We start from the raw sequence: 16,363 nt of genomic DNA on the forward strand, positions 1-16,363 counted from the left end.
ACATTGCTGAGAATTGTCCATGCAATATTTTGAAAGCTTAAAAGAGGTTGTTGCATTTTATCTTCCAGCTAAACAAGTTGAATTAATTCAAAATGCCTACTTTTTTGCGAAACAAGCGCATGAAGGACAATTCCGTTGTAGCGGTGAACCCTATATTACTCATCCGGTTGCTGTAGCAACCATTTTAGCCGATATGCGGCTGGATTATGAGACCATCATTGCTGCACTTTTGCATGACACCATCGAAGATACCCAAGTCACCTTTCAAGATATAACACAAAAATTTGGCAAACATGTTGCCGTGTTAGTTGAAGGTGTTTCGAAACTTGATAAGTTAAAATTTAGAAACCGACAAGAAGCTCAAGCTGAAAATTTTCGCAAAATGGTTTTAGCCATGACCGAAGATGTCCGAGTGATTCTAATTAAGTTAGCTGATAGAACGCATAATATGCGTACTCTTGGGGCATTAAGACCGGATAAACGTCGACGTATTGCTAAAGAAACATTAGAGATTTATGCTCCTTTGGCTCATCGTTTAGGTATTCATCATATTAAAACTGAGCTTGAAATACTTGGTTTTACGGCGATGCATCCTAATCGCGCTAAAGTTCTTGAAAAAGTCGTTAAGATTGCTCGTGGCACCAGAAAAGAGCTTATTCAGCAAATTCTATCAGAAATTAAAGGGCGTTTAGCTGAAGCGAATATCAATGCCCAAGTGGAAGCGCTTGAAAAGAACATTTATGCTATTTATCAAAAGATGCAACTTCGTGAACAGCATTTCCATTCAATTATGGATATTTATGTTTTCCGAATTGTAGTTGATGATGTTGATACTTGTTATCGTGCACTTGGTTTAGTCCATAACTTATATAAACCTCGACTTAATCGTTTTAAAGATTATATTGCTATTCCTAAAGCGAATGGTTATCAATCGTTGCATTCATCATTGATTGGCCCACATGGTACGCCTGTGGAAGTGCAAATTCGAACCGAAGATATGGATCAAATGGCAGAAATGGGTGTGGCTGCGCATTGGATTTATAATGAAAATGATGAGTTAAATAACACTACTACTCAGATTAAAGCCCAGCGTTGGATGCAGAGCTTGTTGGAACTTCAACAAAGTGTTGGTAATTCATTTGAGTTTATTGAAAATGTTAAATCTGACCTTTTTCCAAAAGAAATTTATGTTTTTACACCCAAAGGTCGAATTGTTCAATTACCTGAAGGTTCAACAGCAGTTGATTTAGCATATGCTGTGCATTCTGATATCGGTTTCCAGTGTATTGGGGCTTTAGTTGATCGTAAACCTTACCCGCTTTCTCAACCTTTAAGCAATGGTCAAACTGTTGAAATTATTACGTCTCCAGAAAGTCGTCCTAATGCAAGCTGGCTTAATTTTGTGGTTAGTGCTAAAGCAAGATCTCGCATTCGACAAGCATTGAAAACCTTGAAGCGCGAAGATGCTATTTTATTAGGTCGTAAATTGCTTAATTTAGCGCTTATTAAATCGGGTGGAATCGACTCGCTAACTGATAAGCAAAAAGATCGTATTGTTAGTTTGACTAAGTTGACTTCGTTTGAGGATGTATTAGCTGAAATAGGGCTAGGCAATATTATGAGCCATTTTATTGTCAAAGGCCTTGAACATAAAGCGCTTTTATTTAATCAATCTGAAGAAAATAAAACATTAGTTATAACAGGAAGTGAAGGGGTATTAGTTACTTTTTCAAAATGTTGTCATCCTATTCCTAATGATCCTATTGTCGGTCATGTTAGCCCTGAAAAAGGTTTAACTGTGCATCATGAATCTTGTCGCAATGTTAGTGGTTATCAGAATAATCCCGATAAATATATTTCGCTTAAATGGGCACCAGATATTGAGCAGTTTTTTGTAGCTGAAATTTGGGTAGATATTATTAATAATCAGGGTTCTTTAGGTCATGTTCTTTCTATCATTAATGATGAGAAAGCACATATTCAATGGTTAAACACGGAAGAAAAAGATAGGCAAATCTATACAATTATTTTGCAAATTGAAGTTAAGAATACTCAACAACTTAATGATTTAATCCGAAAATTATCACTACAACAAGATGTAGTGAGTGTGACACGTAATATTAATTAGTTATTATGGTTGATCGTTTGCTAAACCGAATACCGCTTGCAAAATTAGCTGGTATTGGGCCTAGTTTAGAAAAAAAATTCTTTGCACTTGGTATTAAATCTGTTCAAGATCTCTTATTACATTTTCCTTTACGTTATGAAGATCGTTCGACATCTTCAGCAATTAGTGATGTTGCTATTGGTGAAACGACCACAATTTTAGGTCAAATTATCAAAAGTGAAATAATTACAACTAAACGTAAAATGTTGCTCTGCTATATTCAGGATGATTCTGGTATCGCTATTTTACGTTTTCTCAATTTCAATATGGGTATGAAGACTGCCATGGCATCCGGTAAATGGGTGAGGGCTTACGGAGAAATAAAGAGGGGGAGTCATTATCCAGAAATGATTCACCCACAATTTAATATTCAATCAAAAAAAGAGGAGTCGCCTAGTTTTTCTGAACCAAACGAAGAGCGATTTACGCCGATTTATTCAACTACCTATGGGTTAACTCAGAATGTCATCCGTAAAGCAATACAATCTGCATTAATATTGTTAAAACGAAACCCACCAGCTGAAATCTTACCGGTTTCAATAAGCAATGGTTATTTATCTGTTGTTGAATCATTAGATATTATTCATAATCCATCATTAACAACGAATGTAGATCAGCTTATTGATGGAGAACATCCAGCAATAAAGCGTTTTGTTTTTGAAGAGTTGCTTGCTTATCATTTAAGTATGTTGTTTATTAAGGTTGATAATCAAAAACAACATTCTTATCCAATGCATATTAATAAGCGTTATTCTCAGCCTTTCCTTGCTTCCTTGCCATTTGAACCGACTAATGCGCAAAAAAGAGTCGTACAGGATATTTATCAAGATATGGCTAAGTCAGTTCCAATGATGCGATTAGTTCAGGGAGATGTGGGCTCAGGTAAAACGTTAGTGGCAGCTTTAGCCGCTCTAAATGCTATTGAAAATAATAAGCAAGTTGTTTTAATGGCGCCGACCGAAATATTAGCCGAACAACATTTTCATAATTTTTGTCGATGGTTTGAGCCACTAGGAATAAAGGTTGAGTTGTTAACTGGGCGATTGACCGCAAAAAATAAAAAACGACGATATGATGATATTGAATTAGGCGAAATTTCAATGTTAATTGGTACTCATGCCGTATTTGTTGAGAAAGTTAAGTTTTTCCAATTAGGATTGGTGATTATTGATGAACAACATCGCTTTGGTGTAAACCAGCGATTAAGTCTTTGGGAAAAAGGTATTAAAGATGAGTGTCATCCTCATCAATTAATAATGACAGCAACGCCAATTCCAAGAACCCTGGCGATGACAGTTTATGCAGATTTAGATGTATCAATCATAGATGAATTACCTCCAGGACGAACGCCAATATCGACGATAGTGATACCAAATTCTCGTCGTGATGAAATTATTGAACGTGTCAATCAAGCTTGTATTGATAATCGCCAAGTCTATTGGGTTTGTACTTTAGTTGAAGAATCTGAAACGCTTGATGCTCAAGCTGCAGAAATGTTAGTTGCAGAATTACAAGAACGCTTACCGCATCTTATTATTGCTTTAGTGCATGGCAAAATGAAATCAGATCAAAAACAATCTGTCATGCAGGATTTTAAAGACGGTAAAATTCAATTATTAGTTGCCACAACGGTTATTGAAGTCGGTGTTGATGTGCCTAATGCCAGCTTGATGATTATTGAAAATGCTGAACGTTTAGGCTTAGCACAACTGCACCAATTACGTGGGCGAGTGGGGAGAGGTACTGCAATATCTCATTGTGTTCTTATGTATCAAGCACCTTTAAGTAAAATAGCTCAAGCACGTATGAAGGTGATGCGAGAAAGTAATGACGGTTTTGTTATTGCCCAAAAAGATCTAGAGATTCGTGGTAGTGGCGAAATTCTAGGTACAAGGCAAATAGGGGTAGCTAACTTTAAAGTAGTTGATTTAATCCGTGATCAACATCTGATTAATGAAGTACAAAAAGCCTCTTATTATTTACAGAAAAATTATCCCGAAAGTGCTAATCAGCTAATTGAATGTTGGCTACCTGATCGAGAAAAGTACATTAATGCTTAAATTATGATAGTAGTTGAGAACTACAATAGCTTTTTTTTATATAATATTCAATAAAAGCAGATGGTTATTCATAAAAAAGGACTTATAGCGATATCTATAAGTCCATAAATATTAGTGTTAATTTTATTTATAAGAATGAACGGTATGGTAATTCCGGCTCATCGGTAAAGATATCTCTGAATCCTCGATAGTGCTGATAATGCATTTTATTTTTATCAGTAGGATATGTATATTTACCACCAACTTGCCAGAAAAATGGTCTAAATTGATATTCTAGGCGGTCTTTTTTCATATCCCATAATACTTCTATTTCACGAGGATCACTTTGGAAATTAGACCAAATATCATGATGGAATGGAATGACCACTTTAGTGTTGAGAGATTCTGCTGCGCGTAAAATATCTGACGAAGTCATTTTATCGGTTACACCACGTGGATTTTCGCCATAAGATAAAAGAGCAACATCAATTTTATAATCATTACCGTGTTTTGCGTAATAGTTTGAATAGTGAGAATCCCCTGAATGGTAGAGTGAACCACCGGTTGTTTCGAATAAATAATTGACTGCACGATCATTCATCCCATCTAAAATGGATTTATCTGTTGATGAAACACCTTTAGGTAAAGTTACAAGTGATGTTCTATCAAATGAATCTAAAACATGAATCGTAATATCACCCACATGTAAGGTTTCACCTACTTTTGCAACAATACAGCGTTCTTCCGGTACACCCCAACTTTTCCATAATTCGACACAAGCTTTAGGACCAATAAATTTTACTTCTGGTGAGCAATTTTGAATAACTGCAGCTGCAACATTGACATCAATATGGTCCGCATGATCATGTGTCGCCATGACGGCATCAATTTGTTTAATAGCAAATGGATCTAAAACAAATGGGCTGGTTCTTAAATTAGGTTGTAATTCACGTACACCTCCCATGCGCATCATCTGGTGTTGTTTGTTCATTAAAGGATTGGCGTGGGTTTTTTTACCTGTACCACACCAGAAATCGACAGAAATATTGGTGTTACCAGCTGATTTCAACCAAATTCCCGTACAAGCAAGCCACCACATGGTAAACGTATTAGGTTTAACTTCCGTATTTTCTATCTCTTCATTAAGCCAAGTTCCCCACTCAGGAAAAGTGTTTAAAATCCAAGAGTCACGGGTAATTTCATTCACTTTACTCATACTATGTTCCTTTTCTTCATTTAATAGTTAAACTAATATTACTTCTACGCCTTGCTCTTTTATGCAATCGATTACTTCTTTATTCGCTTGTTTACCTGTAATTAAAATATCGATTTTATTTACAGGACAAAAAAGCATGCCGGAGTTGGCTTTAGTATCGATTTTGGAGCTATCTACCACCACAACTAATTTTTCAGCTTTTTCTAAAATTTGTTGTTCTGCAACTGCACCTAAGATCTCATTTTTATAAAGACCAGTTGGTGTTAATGTTTTGCCACTAGTAAACATCCATTTTGCTGCATAAGAATCAGTAAAGCTGGCAATAGGGTTGAGTATGATATTTTGTGTTTTGTTATATAACCCTCCCATAATGATGACGTTTTCATGATCGTGTTCAATTAAATAACAGGCTAATGGAAAGTAATTGGTAATAATTGAGACATTTTTACCACACAATTCGCGCCCTAATAAAAATGCTGTTGAACCGCAATTAATCACAACGTTTTCATCACTTTCGCATAGTTTAGCTGCACGTATCGCGATGCGTGCTTTTTCATGATAGTGATCGGTATTATTGATATCTATTGGTGCCCATATAGGTTTTTGTTCTTCTAACCGTAAAATACCATTACGTACTTTTCGCACTCGGCCATCTAAAGCAAGTTTAGTTATATCTCTTCTAGCTGTAGCCGGAGAAATGGAGAAAATTTCAATTAATTCGGTGACTTTTAACTCACCTTTTTCATTGACTAAAGCAACAATTTCGTTGTGTCGCACAATTTCATTCATTGATAACCTCTTATAACATCATGAGCTAATTTGATTATTTGTGATAATAATTATCATTGGATTTATTGTCAATCGCTGATCATGTCTCATTAAAGATAAAATAATTTAATGTATTGATTAATATAGCTATAATGTGATTTGCATGGTGTTTTTTTTAGCGATAATGTGATATCCATCACAGTTTTACAGTTGATTGTTATAGAAAAGTGATCTACGTCAAAATAATCATAAATAATCATTGAATGATTAATTGTGATTATGGAAGATGAATATCAGTTAATGAATCACGATTGATTAACTGAGTAAAGTTTTAAGAAAAAAACTAACCTCACACTAAACAACCATATAAGTGGCATCTGGATTGCGTTAATTATCCTGCATTGAAAAGTTAATAAGGATTTGTAATGCAAACAGTGTCCAATAACCAATGAGAGGGGCATATGGAAGTAATCTATAACATTTTCTACATTTTTTATAGTCAAGTCATGACGAAAGCACCTTTGTTATTAGGCTTGGTGACAATGCTTGGTTATTGTCTTTTACGCAAAGACATAACCACAATTTTAAAAGGAACAATTAAAACCATTGTTGGGTTTATGTTGTTACAAGTGGGTTCAAATGTGTTGGTTTCGACCTTTAAGCCGGTTATTGCCAAATTAGCTGAATATCATGGTATTAAAGGATCTATCATTGACACTTATGCATCAATGGTTGCTGTTGAAAACGGTATGGGTGATCAGTATTCGTGGGTAGGATATGCGGTTTTATTAGCACTAGCAATTAATATTGTTTTAGTCATTTTTCGTCGTATTACCGGTATTCGTACCATAATGTTAACAGGCCATATCATGTTCCAACAAGTAGGGTTGATTACTTTATTCTATTTCCTTTTCGGTTATGGCATGTGGGAAACAATAATCTATTCAGCAATCATTACAGCGTTATATTGGGGAATATTTTCCAATATGATGTTTAAGCCTACCGAAGCGGTGACTGGTGGTGCTGGTTTTTCAATTGGACATCAGCAACAACTTGGTTCTTGGATTGCTGTCAAATTGGCACCAAAATTAGGCGATAAAGCCAATTCTGTTGATAACCTTAAATTACCTAAATGGTTACATATCTTTCATGACAGTATCGCTGCTACAGCAATTGTTATGACATTCTTTTTTGGCATTATTTTGCTCTCATTTGGTTTGGATAATTTGCAAACTATGGCTGGCTCTACTCATTGGACTATTTATATTCTTGAAACAGGATTGAAATTTGCTGTTGCCATACAAGTTATCGTTGGTGGGGTAAGAATGTTTGTAGCTGAATTATCTGAGGCATTTAAAGGTATTTCGGAAAAATTGATCCCTAATGCAGTATTAGCAATAGATTGTGCTGCGATTTATGCATTCTCACCTAATGCTATGGTATTTGGTTTTATTTGGGGGGCATTAGGACAATTTTTAGCGATTGCTTTATTACTTATTTTCAAATCACCGATTATGATTATTCCTGGTTTTATTCCAATGTTCTTCTCTAATGCGACAATTGGTGTTTTTGCAAACCATTTTGGTGGTTGGAAAGCGGTGATGAAACTCTGTTTTGTTATGGGCATGATTGAAGTATTTGGTTCAGCTTGGGTAATTCACATTTTTGCTCAAAATGGTACTCCTATTGACGCTTGGATGGGTATGGCTGATTGGGCAATTTTATTCCCACCAATTTTACAAGGCTTATCATTCTCTCATTTATTCATCTATTTATTAATTGCATTAGCTTTAGTTTATATGTTTTTTGCTGCAAAACAGCTTAAACAAGAAGAAGCAATGCAAAAAGATCAACCAGAATTTAACGATAATCAACAAGATGTTAATGAAGCCGTGGTAGATAAAATGGATGAAGTAGCCATGGCTGAAGGTCGTCCGATACGTATCCTTGCGGTATGTGGAAGTGGGCAAGGTTCTTCAATGATGATGAAAATGAAAATAGCTAATTATCTAGATAAGAAAGGTATTGCAAATGTGATGGATTCATGCGCGGTAACTGATTACAAATCGCGTTTACCCAATGTTGACATTATTGTTGCTTCAAAACACTTGATTCACGAAATCGAAGTTAATGAAGGACAACATGCTTTAGGTGTACAAAATATGCTTAATCCAAACACATTCGGTGATGAGCTTATTGAGATTATTAAAAAAGTACTTGCTCAATAATCGATTAAATATAAAGAGAAGAAAGGAGTACAACGATGGCTTTGAAAGAATCATTAATTGAAAATAATTCAATATCATTAAAAGCAAATGCTGCTAATTGGCAAGAAGCTGTCAAATTAGGTACCGATATGTTAGTCGCTTCAAATGCAATTAAACCGTCTTATTATGACGCAATTATCCACTGCGTTAAAACAATGGGGCCTTATATTATTATTGCACCTAATTTTGCCATGCCTCATGCCAGACCAGAAGATGGAGTCAATCGTACTGCTTTTGCTTTAGTAACCCTTAATCAACCAGTTTATTTCGATGGCGAAGAAGAACCTGTTGATGTGCTTGTTACTTTAGCAGGAAGTACATCAGATCAACACATGGAAGGATTAATGGAGGTTACCCAAGTGTTAGATGATGAAACCAGTGAAACCGGAGTCAATCTTGATAAGTTAAGAGCTTGCAAAAACAAAGAAGATGTTTATGCGGTCATCGATAAGGCATTAAATGGAGGCTAATTTATGTATCAAGCATTAAAAGAAAGAGTATTAGCAGCTAATTTAACATTGCCTCAATATCATTTGGTGACATTTACATGGGGCAATGTGTCCGAGATTGATCGTGATAAAGGTGTTATTGCTATTAAGCCATCAGGTGTCGAGTATCACAATATGAAAGTTGATGATATTGTAGTGGTTGCACTAAATGGTGACATTATCGAAGGTCATCTCAATCCATCAAGTGATACCGCTACTCATCTTGAGCTTTATAAAGCATTTAAAGATATTGGTGGTATTGTTCATACGCATTCTCGTTATGCGACTATTTGGGCGCAAGCAGAACTCGATGTACCTGCCTTAGGAACAACCCATGCTGACTATTTTTATGGTGATGTGCCATGTACGCGTCGATTAACCGATAGCGAAATAGCAAATGATTATGAAAAAAATACTGGACTGGTGATTATTGAAGAGTTTAAACGACGCGGGCTCGATCCTAAAGCGATGCCGGGCGCAGTTATTTCTGGTCATGCTCCATTTTGCTGGGGTAAAAATGCTTTAGATGCTGTGCATAATGCAGTCGTATTGGAAGAAGTCGCAATGATGGCTATTTCTACACGTCAACTTAATCAAACAATAAAAATTCAACAAGCTTTATCGGACAAGCACTATTTTCGTAAACATGGTGCGAATGCTTATTATGGTCAAAAATAGAATGCAAGAGGGCAAATAAAATGACAAAACCTAAACTACAAATCGCATTAGATCAAACAGAATTACAACCAGCTTTAGAAGTTGCAAAAAATGTTGCTGGTTTTGTGGATATTATCGAAGTGGGAACAATTCTTGCTTTTGGAGCAGGTATTGGTGGCGTTAAAACGTTAAGAGAAAAATACCCTAACCATATCTTGGTTTGTGATTTAAAAACTACCGACGGTGGCGCGATTTTAGCCAAAATGGCTTTTTCAGCAGGTGCTAATTGGTTAACTGTTTCAGCGGCTGCACATATTGCAACTATTGAAGCCTGCAAAAAAGTTGCTGATGAATTTAATGGCGAAATTCAAATAGAGTTATATGGTCATTGGACTCTAGATGATGCCAAAGCTTGGCGAAAGTTAGGTATAAAGCAGGCCATTTATCATCGTTCTCGTGATGCAGAATTAGCTGGATTAGGATGGGGTGAAGAAGACTTAGTTAAAATGCGTCAACTTTCCGACTTAGGCCTTGAGCTCTCTATCACGGGTGGTATTGTACCTGAAGATATTCATCTTTTTGCAGGAATCAAAACGAAAGCCTTTATTGCTGGTCGTGCTCTTGCTAATCAAAATGGTCAACAAACTGCACAAGCTTTAAGAGAGCAGATAGCTAAATATTGGTAATTGGTATATTGCAGTTGTCAATTCAACTGCAATGCATATTGTTCCATTTTTATTAGGTTTAGATTATGACAAAAAGAGCAATAAATATCAAAAAAACCACGCCTCGTATTGGTATTTATGAAAAAGCATTACCAAATGATTTAACGTGGCAACAAAAATTTAATGAAGCAAAAGCATTAGGATTCGATTTTATTGAATTATCCATTGATGAGTCAGACGAACGTCGAGCAAGGCTGGATTGGTCTGATGATCAAATTTATTCATTACGTCATTTGTCAGAACAAATGGGCATAGCTTTGCACTCTATTTGTTTAAGTGCTCATCGAAAATATCCATTCGGTTCCAATGATGAACATATTCGTGCACAAGCAAAAAACATAATGAACAAGGCAATAGTACTTGCTTATAAATTAGGTGTCAGAGTCATTCAGCTTGCAGGATATGATGTCTATTATGAACCAGCAAGTAATCAAACCCATCAACGCTTTATTGAAGGTATGCAGTGGAGTGCCAAACAAGCAGAAAAAGCAGGTATTATGCTTGCGGTAGAAATAATGGATACTGACTATCTTAATTCACTAAGTAAATTCGAGATTCTGAAAAGGGAAATACCGTCTTCATACTTTATGGCTTATCCGGATGTTGGTAATATTTCTGGTTGGAATTATGATGTGTGCACCGAACTATTATTAAGTCGTGATCATATTGTGCAAATTCATCTTAAAGATACCAAAAAAGTTAAATCTAATTATTCTGGGCAATTTCGAGATTTAGTTATCGGTGAAGGCGAAGTTGATTTTCCGGCCATTTTTAATACATTAAAATTAATGGATTATTGTGCTCCTTTTGTGATTGAAATGTGGGCTAAAGATGATAATTGGAAGCAAAATATTATTACTGCTCAACAAAGCCTAAATGCTATGGCATCCCAAGCAGGATATGCACTATTCTCCTAATTTATCTGTAATAAAAATGATATAAAGCTCAATTAATGTCTTATTTGGGCTTTATCTATTCAGTCGAATTAAAAAATAGTCATCAGAACGCATCAGAATGACATGTTATTTTTAACCTTAAGATCATTATTAAACTCTTTTATAGCAACATATTAATATTAAGAGATTTTTATTTATTCTTTCCACCAATTGGCCTATCGTGTAATATAATGACCATTATAACAAAATGAAAGAATTGCGAATATTATATGAAATCAATGATCAAATTATTCTCCATATTATTAGCCATCTTGACATTAGTTGGTTGTGGTTTAAAAGGCCCACTATATTATCCCAATGAGCAGTCAAGGACATTTGTTCAATCTAATGATGTGAGTAACATAGCTTAAAGGAATAATTCAATGAAATTTTTACATTATTGTAATGGTCAGTTATTGGCAGATGAAGTCGCTATCTCTGATCTAGCAAAGCAATATGGAACTCCGTTATATGTCTATTCTGCTGCTCATATGACAAAACAATTTCTTGCCTATCAGCAAATTCTTCAAGATAAGAAACATCTAATTTGTTATGCAGTTAAGGCTAACAGTAATTTATCGGTTTTAAATTTGTTGGCAAAACTTGGTGCCGGTTTTGATATTGTCTCGCAGGGTGAATTGGAAAGGGTGCTAAAAGCAGGTGCCGAACCTAGAAAGATAGTTTTTTCTGGTGTCGCAAAATCTATTGAAGAAATCAAACGTGCGCTTGAAGTTGGTATTAAATGTTTCAACGTTGAGTCGGAGGCGGAATTATATCGTATCAACGAAATTGCTCAACAATTAGGTAAAATTGCAACAATTTCATTAAGAATTAATCCTGATGTGGATGCTAAAACCCATCCCTATATCTCAACAGGATTGCGTGAAAATAAATTCGGCATAAGTTATCAATTAGCCCTTGATGTATACCGCAAAGCGGCTAGTTTAAATCATATTAAGATAGTTGGTATTGATTGCCATATTGGTTCTCAATTAACAGAATTATCGCCATTTTTAGATGCTGCTGATAGGATTTTAATATTGGTTGATAAACTCAAAGCAGAAAATATTCACCTTGAACATATTGATTTAGGTGGTGGATTAGGGGTCTGTTATGAAAATGAAACACCTATTTCTGCATCCACACTTACTTCAGAGTTACTTGCGAAATTAACCAATTATGCTGATCTTGAAATTATTTTTGAACCAGGCCGCTCAATTGTGGCTAATGCTGGTTTATTAATTACTAAAGTTGAATACACTAAACATCAAGATGGTAACCATTTTGCTATTGTTGATGCGGGAATGAATGATTTAATTCGACCAGCTCTTTATAAAGCTTGGATGCGAGTTTTACCAGTCAGAGAACCAAAAAGTTCTGATAAAAAAGAATGTTACAATATCGTTGGACCAATCTGCGAATCTAGCGATGTGTTAGCTTATCAACGAGAGTTGTCCGTTGAACAAAGTGATCTATTGGTTATTTGTAGTGCTGGTGCCTATGGTTTTAGTATGGCGTCAAATTATAATAGTCACCCACGTCCAGCTGAAGTTTTGCTTGAAGGAGGAAAACAACATAAGTTAATTCGAAAACGTGAGACGTTTGATGATTTATGGCGTGGTGAATTAGTATTATAATCTTTTAAGAGTGTGTGATGCGATGGACTCATTCGCTTGGCAAATAAAGCGCTTTATTAATTAAACTTAATTAGAGTAATAGGTAATTAAAAAAAGGTAAGCAAAGATGAACTTTTCTAAAATGCATGGATTAGGTAATGATTTTATGGTTATTGATGCACTAACGCAAAATGTTCATCTTTCGAGCGAATTGATTAAACGCATGTCAGATCGCTATACCGGTATTGGCTTTGATCAGTTACTTGTTGTTGAACCACCTTATTCGCCAGAAAGCGATTTCCACTATCGCATATTTAATGCAGATGGTTCAGAAGTGGAACAATGTGGTAATGGTGCACGTTGTTTTGCCCGTTTTGTTCGTTTGAAAGGGTTGACGAAAAAACGTGTTTTAAAAGTAAGTACTATGAAAGGTAATATTGTATTGACGGTTAATGATGATGAAACCGTACGTGTTAATATGGGAACCCCTATTTTTGAGCCGAGTAAAATTCCTTTCAAAGCCATTAAAGAAGAAAAAACTTATATTATTCGTGCACAAGAACAAACAGTTCTGTGTGGCGTTGCTTCAATGGGTAATCCGCATTGTGTTATTCAGGTTGATGATATATTAACAGCTCAAGTATCAACGCTTGGTCCACTGTTAGAGCAACATGAACGTTTTCCTGAAAAAGCAAATATTGGTTTTATGCATATTATCGATCGAAATAATATTAATTTGCGCGTATTTGAACGAGGTGTTGGTGAAACACAGGCTTGTGGTACTGGTGCTTGTGCGGCTGTCGCAGTTGGTATTAATCAAGGGCTCTTAAATCCACGAGTAAATGTTAATTTACCTGGTGGCAAATTAATTATCGAATGGAAAGGCAATCAGCAACCCCTTTATATGACTGGACCAGCAACACATGTATATGATGGTTATATTTCAATTTAATAACTGATGTAATTTAGGATTTGATACTGAGTACGATAGAAATAAATTATGGTCATTAAAAAAACACAGACAGTTAAATATAAGCCTCATCGTCGACAAAAAAACTTTGTCAAATTGAATGATGAAATGGTCAGTCAGTATATCATTGATAATCCTGATTTCTTCATTCGTAATGCTGCTCAGATTGAACGCATGCGTGTACCACATCCAGTTCGCGGAATTATTTCGTTACCTGAATGGCACATGGCTAGACAGCGTAATAAAATTAATCAGTTAGAGTCTGAAATTACCATGCTTATGGAGCATGCAAGTGCTAATGAGCTGCTTTTTAATCAGTTAATGAAATTGCAATTCGACTTAATTAAAGCAAAAGATATTGATGAATTAATTGTATCTTTAAAAAATTGGGCTAAAGATTTAGGGCTCAATGGTGCTTATTTATATCTTTTCGATGATAAATGGTTACTTAGTGCGCCATCTAGCTATCATCATTTAGCCTTAAATTCATTACAATTTGATTTTATTCGTGTTCGTCATCTACAGTATAGTCAATTTTATTTAGGTCAATTAAACACAACTGAATTAGATTTTTTATTACCGCAGCATGGTTATGTCGGATCAGTTGCATTATCATTATTTGGTCAATTTGGGGACCTCGGTCTTTTGATGTTTACTAGCCCAGATCCACAACATTATCAAGTTGGGCAAGGAACTTTGTTATTAGAGAAAGTTAGTGAGATATTACCTATTTTGATTGAAAAATGGATTATGCGAAGAAAGTAAGGAACGATGATGGCTAAAACTAATCCAAATTATTCCACTTTATTAGCTGAGCCGGTTGAGCATTTCTTAAACTATCTAAAATCAGAAAAACAACTTAGCCTAAACACACAAGTTAATTATCGCCGTCAACTTTATGCCATTATCGATTTAACCAAGGATCTGGATATTGAAAAATGGCAAGCTATTGATTCGTCAGCTGTACGATTATTAATTAGCAGAAGTCGGCAAACCGGTTTACAAGCAAGAAGTCTCTCCTTACGATTGTCTGCACTGCGAAGTTTTTTCGATTGGATGGTGAAGAATGAAATGATTTCCGTCAATCCTGCTCGAGGTGTAGTTAACCCTAAATTAGGCCAGCATCTTCCTAAAAATATCGATATTGATGAGGTTAATCAATTACTAGATATTGAATATAACGATCCATTATCTGTGCGCGATAGAGCTATGCTCGAAGTTATGTATGGTTCTGGATTACGTCTTTCTGAATTAGTTAACATTAATTGTCGAGAGCTAAATTTAAGGGAAGGGGAAGTCCGGGTAATGGGAAAAGGTAATAAAGAACGGAAATTACCTTTAGGGCGAGAATCTGTAAAATGGATTGAATATTGGTTAACCATGCGAAATGAATTAAAACCGCAGGATGATGCACTATTTATTTCTAAATTGGGGAAACGAATTTCTCCTCGTAATGTGGAGAAACGATTTGCTCAATGGGGTATCAAACAAGGATTAAGTTCACATGTTCACCCACATAAACTACGCCATTCATTTGCAACGCATATGCTTGAATCGAGTGGTGATTTGCGAGCAGTACAAGAATTACTAGGTCATGCTGATTTATCCACTACACAAGTTTATACTCATCTGGATTTTTCACATTTATCGGAAGTTTATGATTCTGCTCATCCACGAGCTAAAAGAGGGAAAAAGTAATGCATTTTTATCGTTCAATTGACTGCATTAAAGCGATCACTTTCGATCTAGATGATACTCTATATGATAATAGTATGATTGTAGATAAAGCTGAAGAGGAAATGATAAAAAATTTACAGAAATATGAACAGTTTCAAAATTTAACATTAGATTTATATTTCCAAGAAAAAAGTTTGGTGCTCTCAATCAATCCGGAAGTTTATCATGATGTGATAGTTTGGCGGATAGATACTATAAAATCTTTATTGAATAGAACCAATATACCCGTATCTCAACATTCTCAGATAATTGATGGTGCGGTAGATTGTTTCAATGTTTGGCGCCATAAGATGGTTGTTCCTCAATCAACACATACTTTATTAACTAAACTAGCAAAAAAATATCCATTAGCTGTAATTACTAATGGTAATGTCGATGTAAATAAAATCGGATTGGGAGACTATTTCCAATTTTCTTTACGCGGTGGACCGGATGGACGTTCAAAACCATTTCCAGAAATTTTTGATTTGGCTGCAAAAAAATTATCCATACCCAATAAATATATATTACATGTCGGCGATAATTTAGAGACTGATGTTAATGGCGCCATTAATAACGGTTATTTATCGTGTTGGATAAATATCTTTGAGCAAGATATTTATCATCTTACTGATGCAAGGTGCCTACCTCATATTGAGATAAGCCGATTGCTAGAATTAGATAATCTGTTATAATTATCACATATGTGTATAAAAAGACAGTACAGTTAGATGTAAATAAGATTTGCATTTACTACCTGTCTTTATTTTTTTAATAGACTCACCAATAAATATTATAA

15 protein-coding genes are annotated in these 16,363 nt (G+C 35.3%); 13 read left to right on the forward strand and 2 right to left on the reverse strand.

What is annotated here, in order from left to right; all coding sequences use genetic code 11:
• Positions 1-19: 19 nt before the first annotated feature.
• Together spoT and recG are read left to right on the forward strand one after the other, a co-directional pair.
• Positions 20-2,128, forward strand: coding sequence for a bifunctional GTP diphosphokinase/guanosine-3',5'-bis pyrophosphate 3'-pyrophosphohydrolase (spoT, locus tag J3U27_RS07270; protein ID WP_220225826.1), 2,109 nt, complete (start codon positions 20-22; stop codon positions 2,126-2,128).
• Positions 2,129-2,133: 5 nt separating this feature from the next.
• A complete protein-coding gene (gene recG, locus J3U27_RS07275; protein WP_267377157.1) occupies positions 2,134-4,227 on the forward strand; it encodes an ATP-dependent DNA helicase RecG in 2,094 nt (697 codons plus the stop codon).
• A gap of 127 nt (positions 4,228-4,354) precedes the next feature.
• Here the strand turns inward: recG and ulaG are convergent, their stop codons facing one another.
• Both ulaG and ulaR read right to left on the reverse strand, forming a co-directional pair.
• A complete protein-coding gene (gene ulaG, locus J3U27_RS07280) occupies positions 4,355-5,422 on the reverse strand; it encodes an L-ascorbate 6-phosphate lactonase (protein ID WP_065733831.1) in 1,068 nt (355 codons plus the stop codon).
• Positions 5,423-5,449: 27 nt separating this feature from the next.
• Entirely contained in the window at positions 5,450-6,211 is a 762-nt protein-coding gene (ulaR, locus tag J3U27_RS07285) for an HTH-type transcriptional regulator UlaR (protein ID WP_065563139.1), read from the reverse strand.
• Between the two features lie 440 nt (positions 6,212-6,651).
• On the opposite strand from ulaR, the gene J3U27_RS07290 reads away from it, so the two are divergent.
• From J3U27_RS07290 to yigB, 11 genes are all read left to right on the forward strand, one after another.
• Positions 6,652-8,418: a PTS ascorbate-specific subunit IIBC gene (locus J3U27_RS07290; RefSeq protein WP_267330636.1), complete on the forward strand. Its 1,767-nt coding sequence runs from the start codon at positions 6,652-6,654 to the stop codon at positions 8,416-8,418.
• Between the two features lie 35 nt (positions 8,419-8,453).
• Positions 8,454-8,927: a PTS sugar transporter subunit IIA gene (locus J3U27_RS07295; RefSeq protein ID WP_267377158.1), complete on the forward strand. Its 474-nt coding sequence runs from the start codon at positions 8,454-8,456 to the stop codon at positions 8,925-8,927.
• A 3-nt stretch (positions 8,928-8,930) separates the two neighbouring features.
• Positions 8,931-9,623: an L-ribulose-5-phosphate 4-epimerase gene (locus J3U27_RS07300; RefSeq protein ID WP_065733833.1), complete on the forward strand. Its 693-nt coding sequence runs from the start codon at positions 8,931-8,933 to the stop codon at positions 9,621-9,623.
• A 20-nt stretch (positions 9,624-9,643) separates the two neighbouring features.
• Positions 9,644-10,288 carry a 3-keto-L-gulonate-6-phosphate decarboxylase UlaD gene (locus J3U27_RS07305; RefSeq protein ID WP_065733834.1) on the forward strand — a complete coding sequence of 215 codons (645 nt, stop codon included), beginning with the start codon at positions 9,644-9,646 and terminating at the stop codon, positions 10,286-10,288.
• 65 nt (positions 10,289-10,353) lie between these two features.
• Positions 10,354-11,244 carry an L-ribulose-5-phosphate 3-epimerase gene (locus J3U27_RS07310; RefSeq protein ID WP_267337418.1) on the forward strand — a complete coding sequence of 297 codons (891 nt, stop codon included), beginning with the start codon at positions 10,354-10,356 and terminating at the stop codon, positions 11,242-11,244.
• 257 nt (positions 11,245-11,501) lie between these two features.
• Positions 11,502-11,633, forward strand: a complete 132-nt coding sequence (gene lptM / locus J3U27_RS11650) for an LPS translocon maturation chaperone LptM (RefSeq protein WP_416380179.1) — start codon at positions 11,502-11,504, stop codon at positions 11,631-11,633.
• Positions 11,634-11,645: 12 nt separating this feature from the next.
• On the forward strand, positions 11,646-12,899 hold the full coding sequence (lysA, locus tag J3U27_RS07315; protein ID WP_267377159.1) for a diaminopimelate decarboxylase: 1,254 nt from the start codon (positions 11,646-11,648) through the stop codon (positions 12,897-12,899).
• A 106-nt stretch (positions 12,900-13,005) separates the two neighbouring features.
• Complete coding sequence (gene dapF / locus J3U27_RS07320) at positions 13,006-13,830, forward strand: diaminopimelate epimerase (protein WP_065563132.1); 825 nt, start codon at positions 13,006-13,008, stop codon at positions 13,828-13,830.
• A gap of 48 nt (positions 13,831-13,878) precedes the next feature.
• Positions 13,879-14,613 carry a DUF484 family protein gene (locus J3U27_RS07325; RefSeq protein ID WP_065733837.1) on the forward strand — a complete coding sequence of 245 codons (735 nt, stop codon included), beginning with the start codon at positions 13,879-13,881 and terminating at the stop codon, positions 14,611-14,613.
• A 9-nt stretch (positions 14,614-14,622) separates the two neighbouring features.
• The gene (xerC, locus tag J3U27_RS07330; RefSeq protein ID WP_065563130.1) at positions 14,623-15,546 is read left to right on the forward strand and encodes a tyrosine recombinase XerC; all 924 of its coding nucleotides are present in this window, start codon (positions 14,623-14,625) and stop codon (positions 15,544-15,546) included.
• Complete coding sequence (gene yigB / locus J3U27_RS07335) at positions 15,546-16,259, forward strand: 5-amino-6-(5-phospho-D-ribitylamino)uracil phosphatase YigB (protein ID WP_267330632.1); 714 nt, start codon at positions 15,546-15,548, stop codon at positions 16,257-16,259. Before xerC ends, yigB begins: the two co-directional genes overlap by 1 nt.
• Positions 16,260-16,363: the final 104 nt, after the last annotated feature.

The sequence above is a fragment of the Gilliamella sp. B2911 genome, from assembly GCF_026536965.1.
GTDB lineage: Bacteria > Pseudomonadota > Gammaproteobacteria > Enterobacterales > Orbaceae > Gilliamella > Gilliamella apicola_E.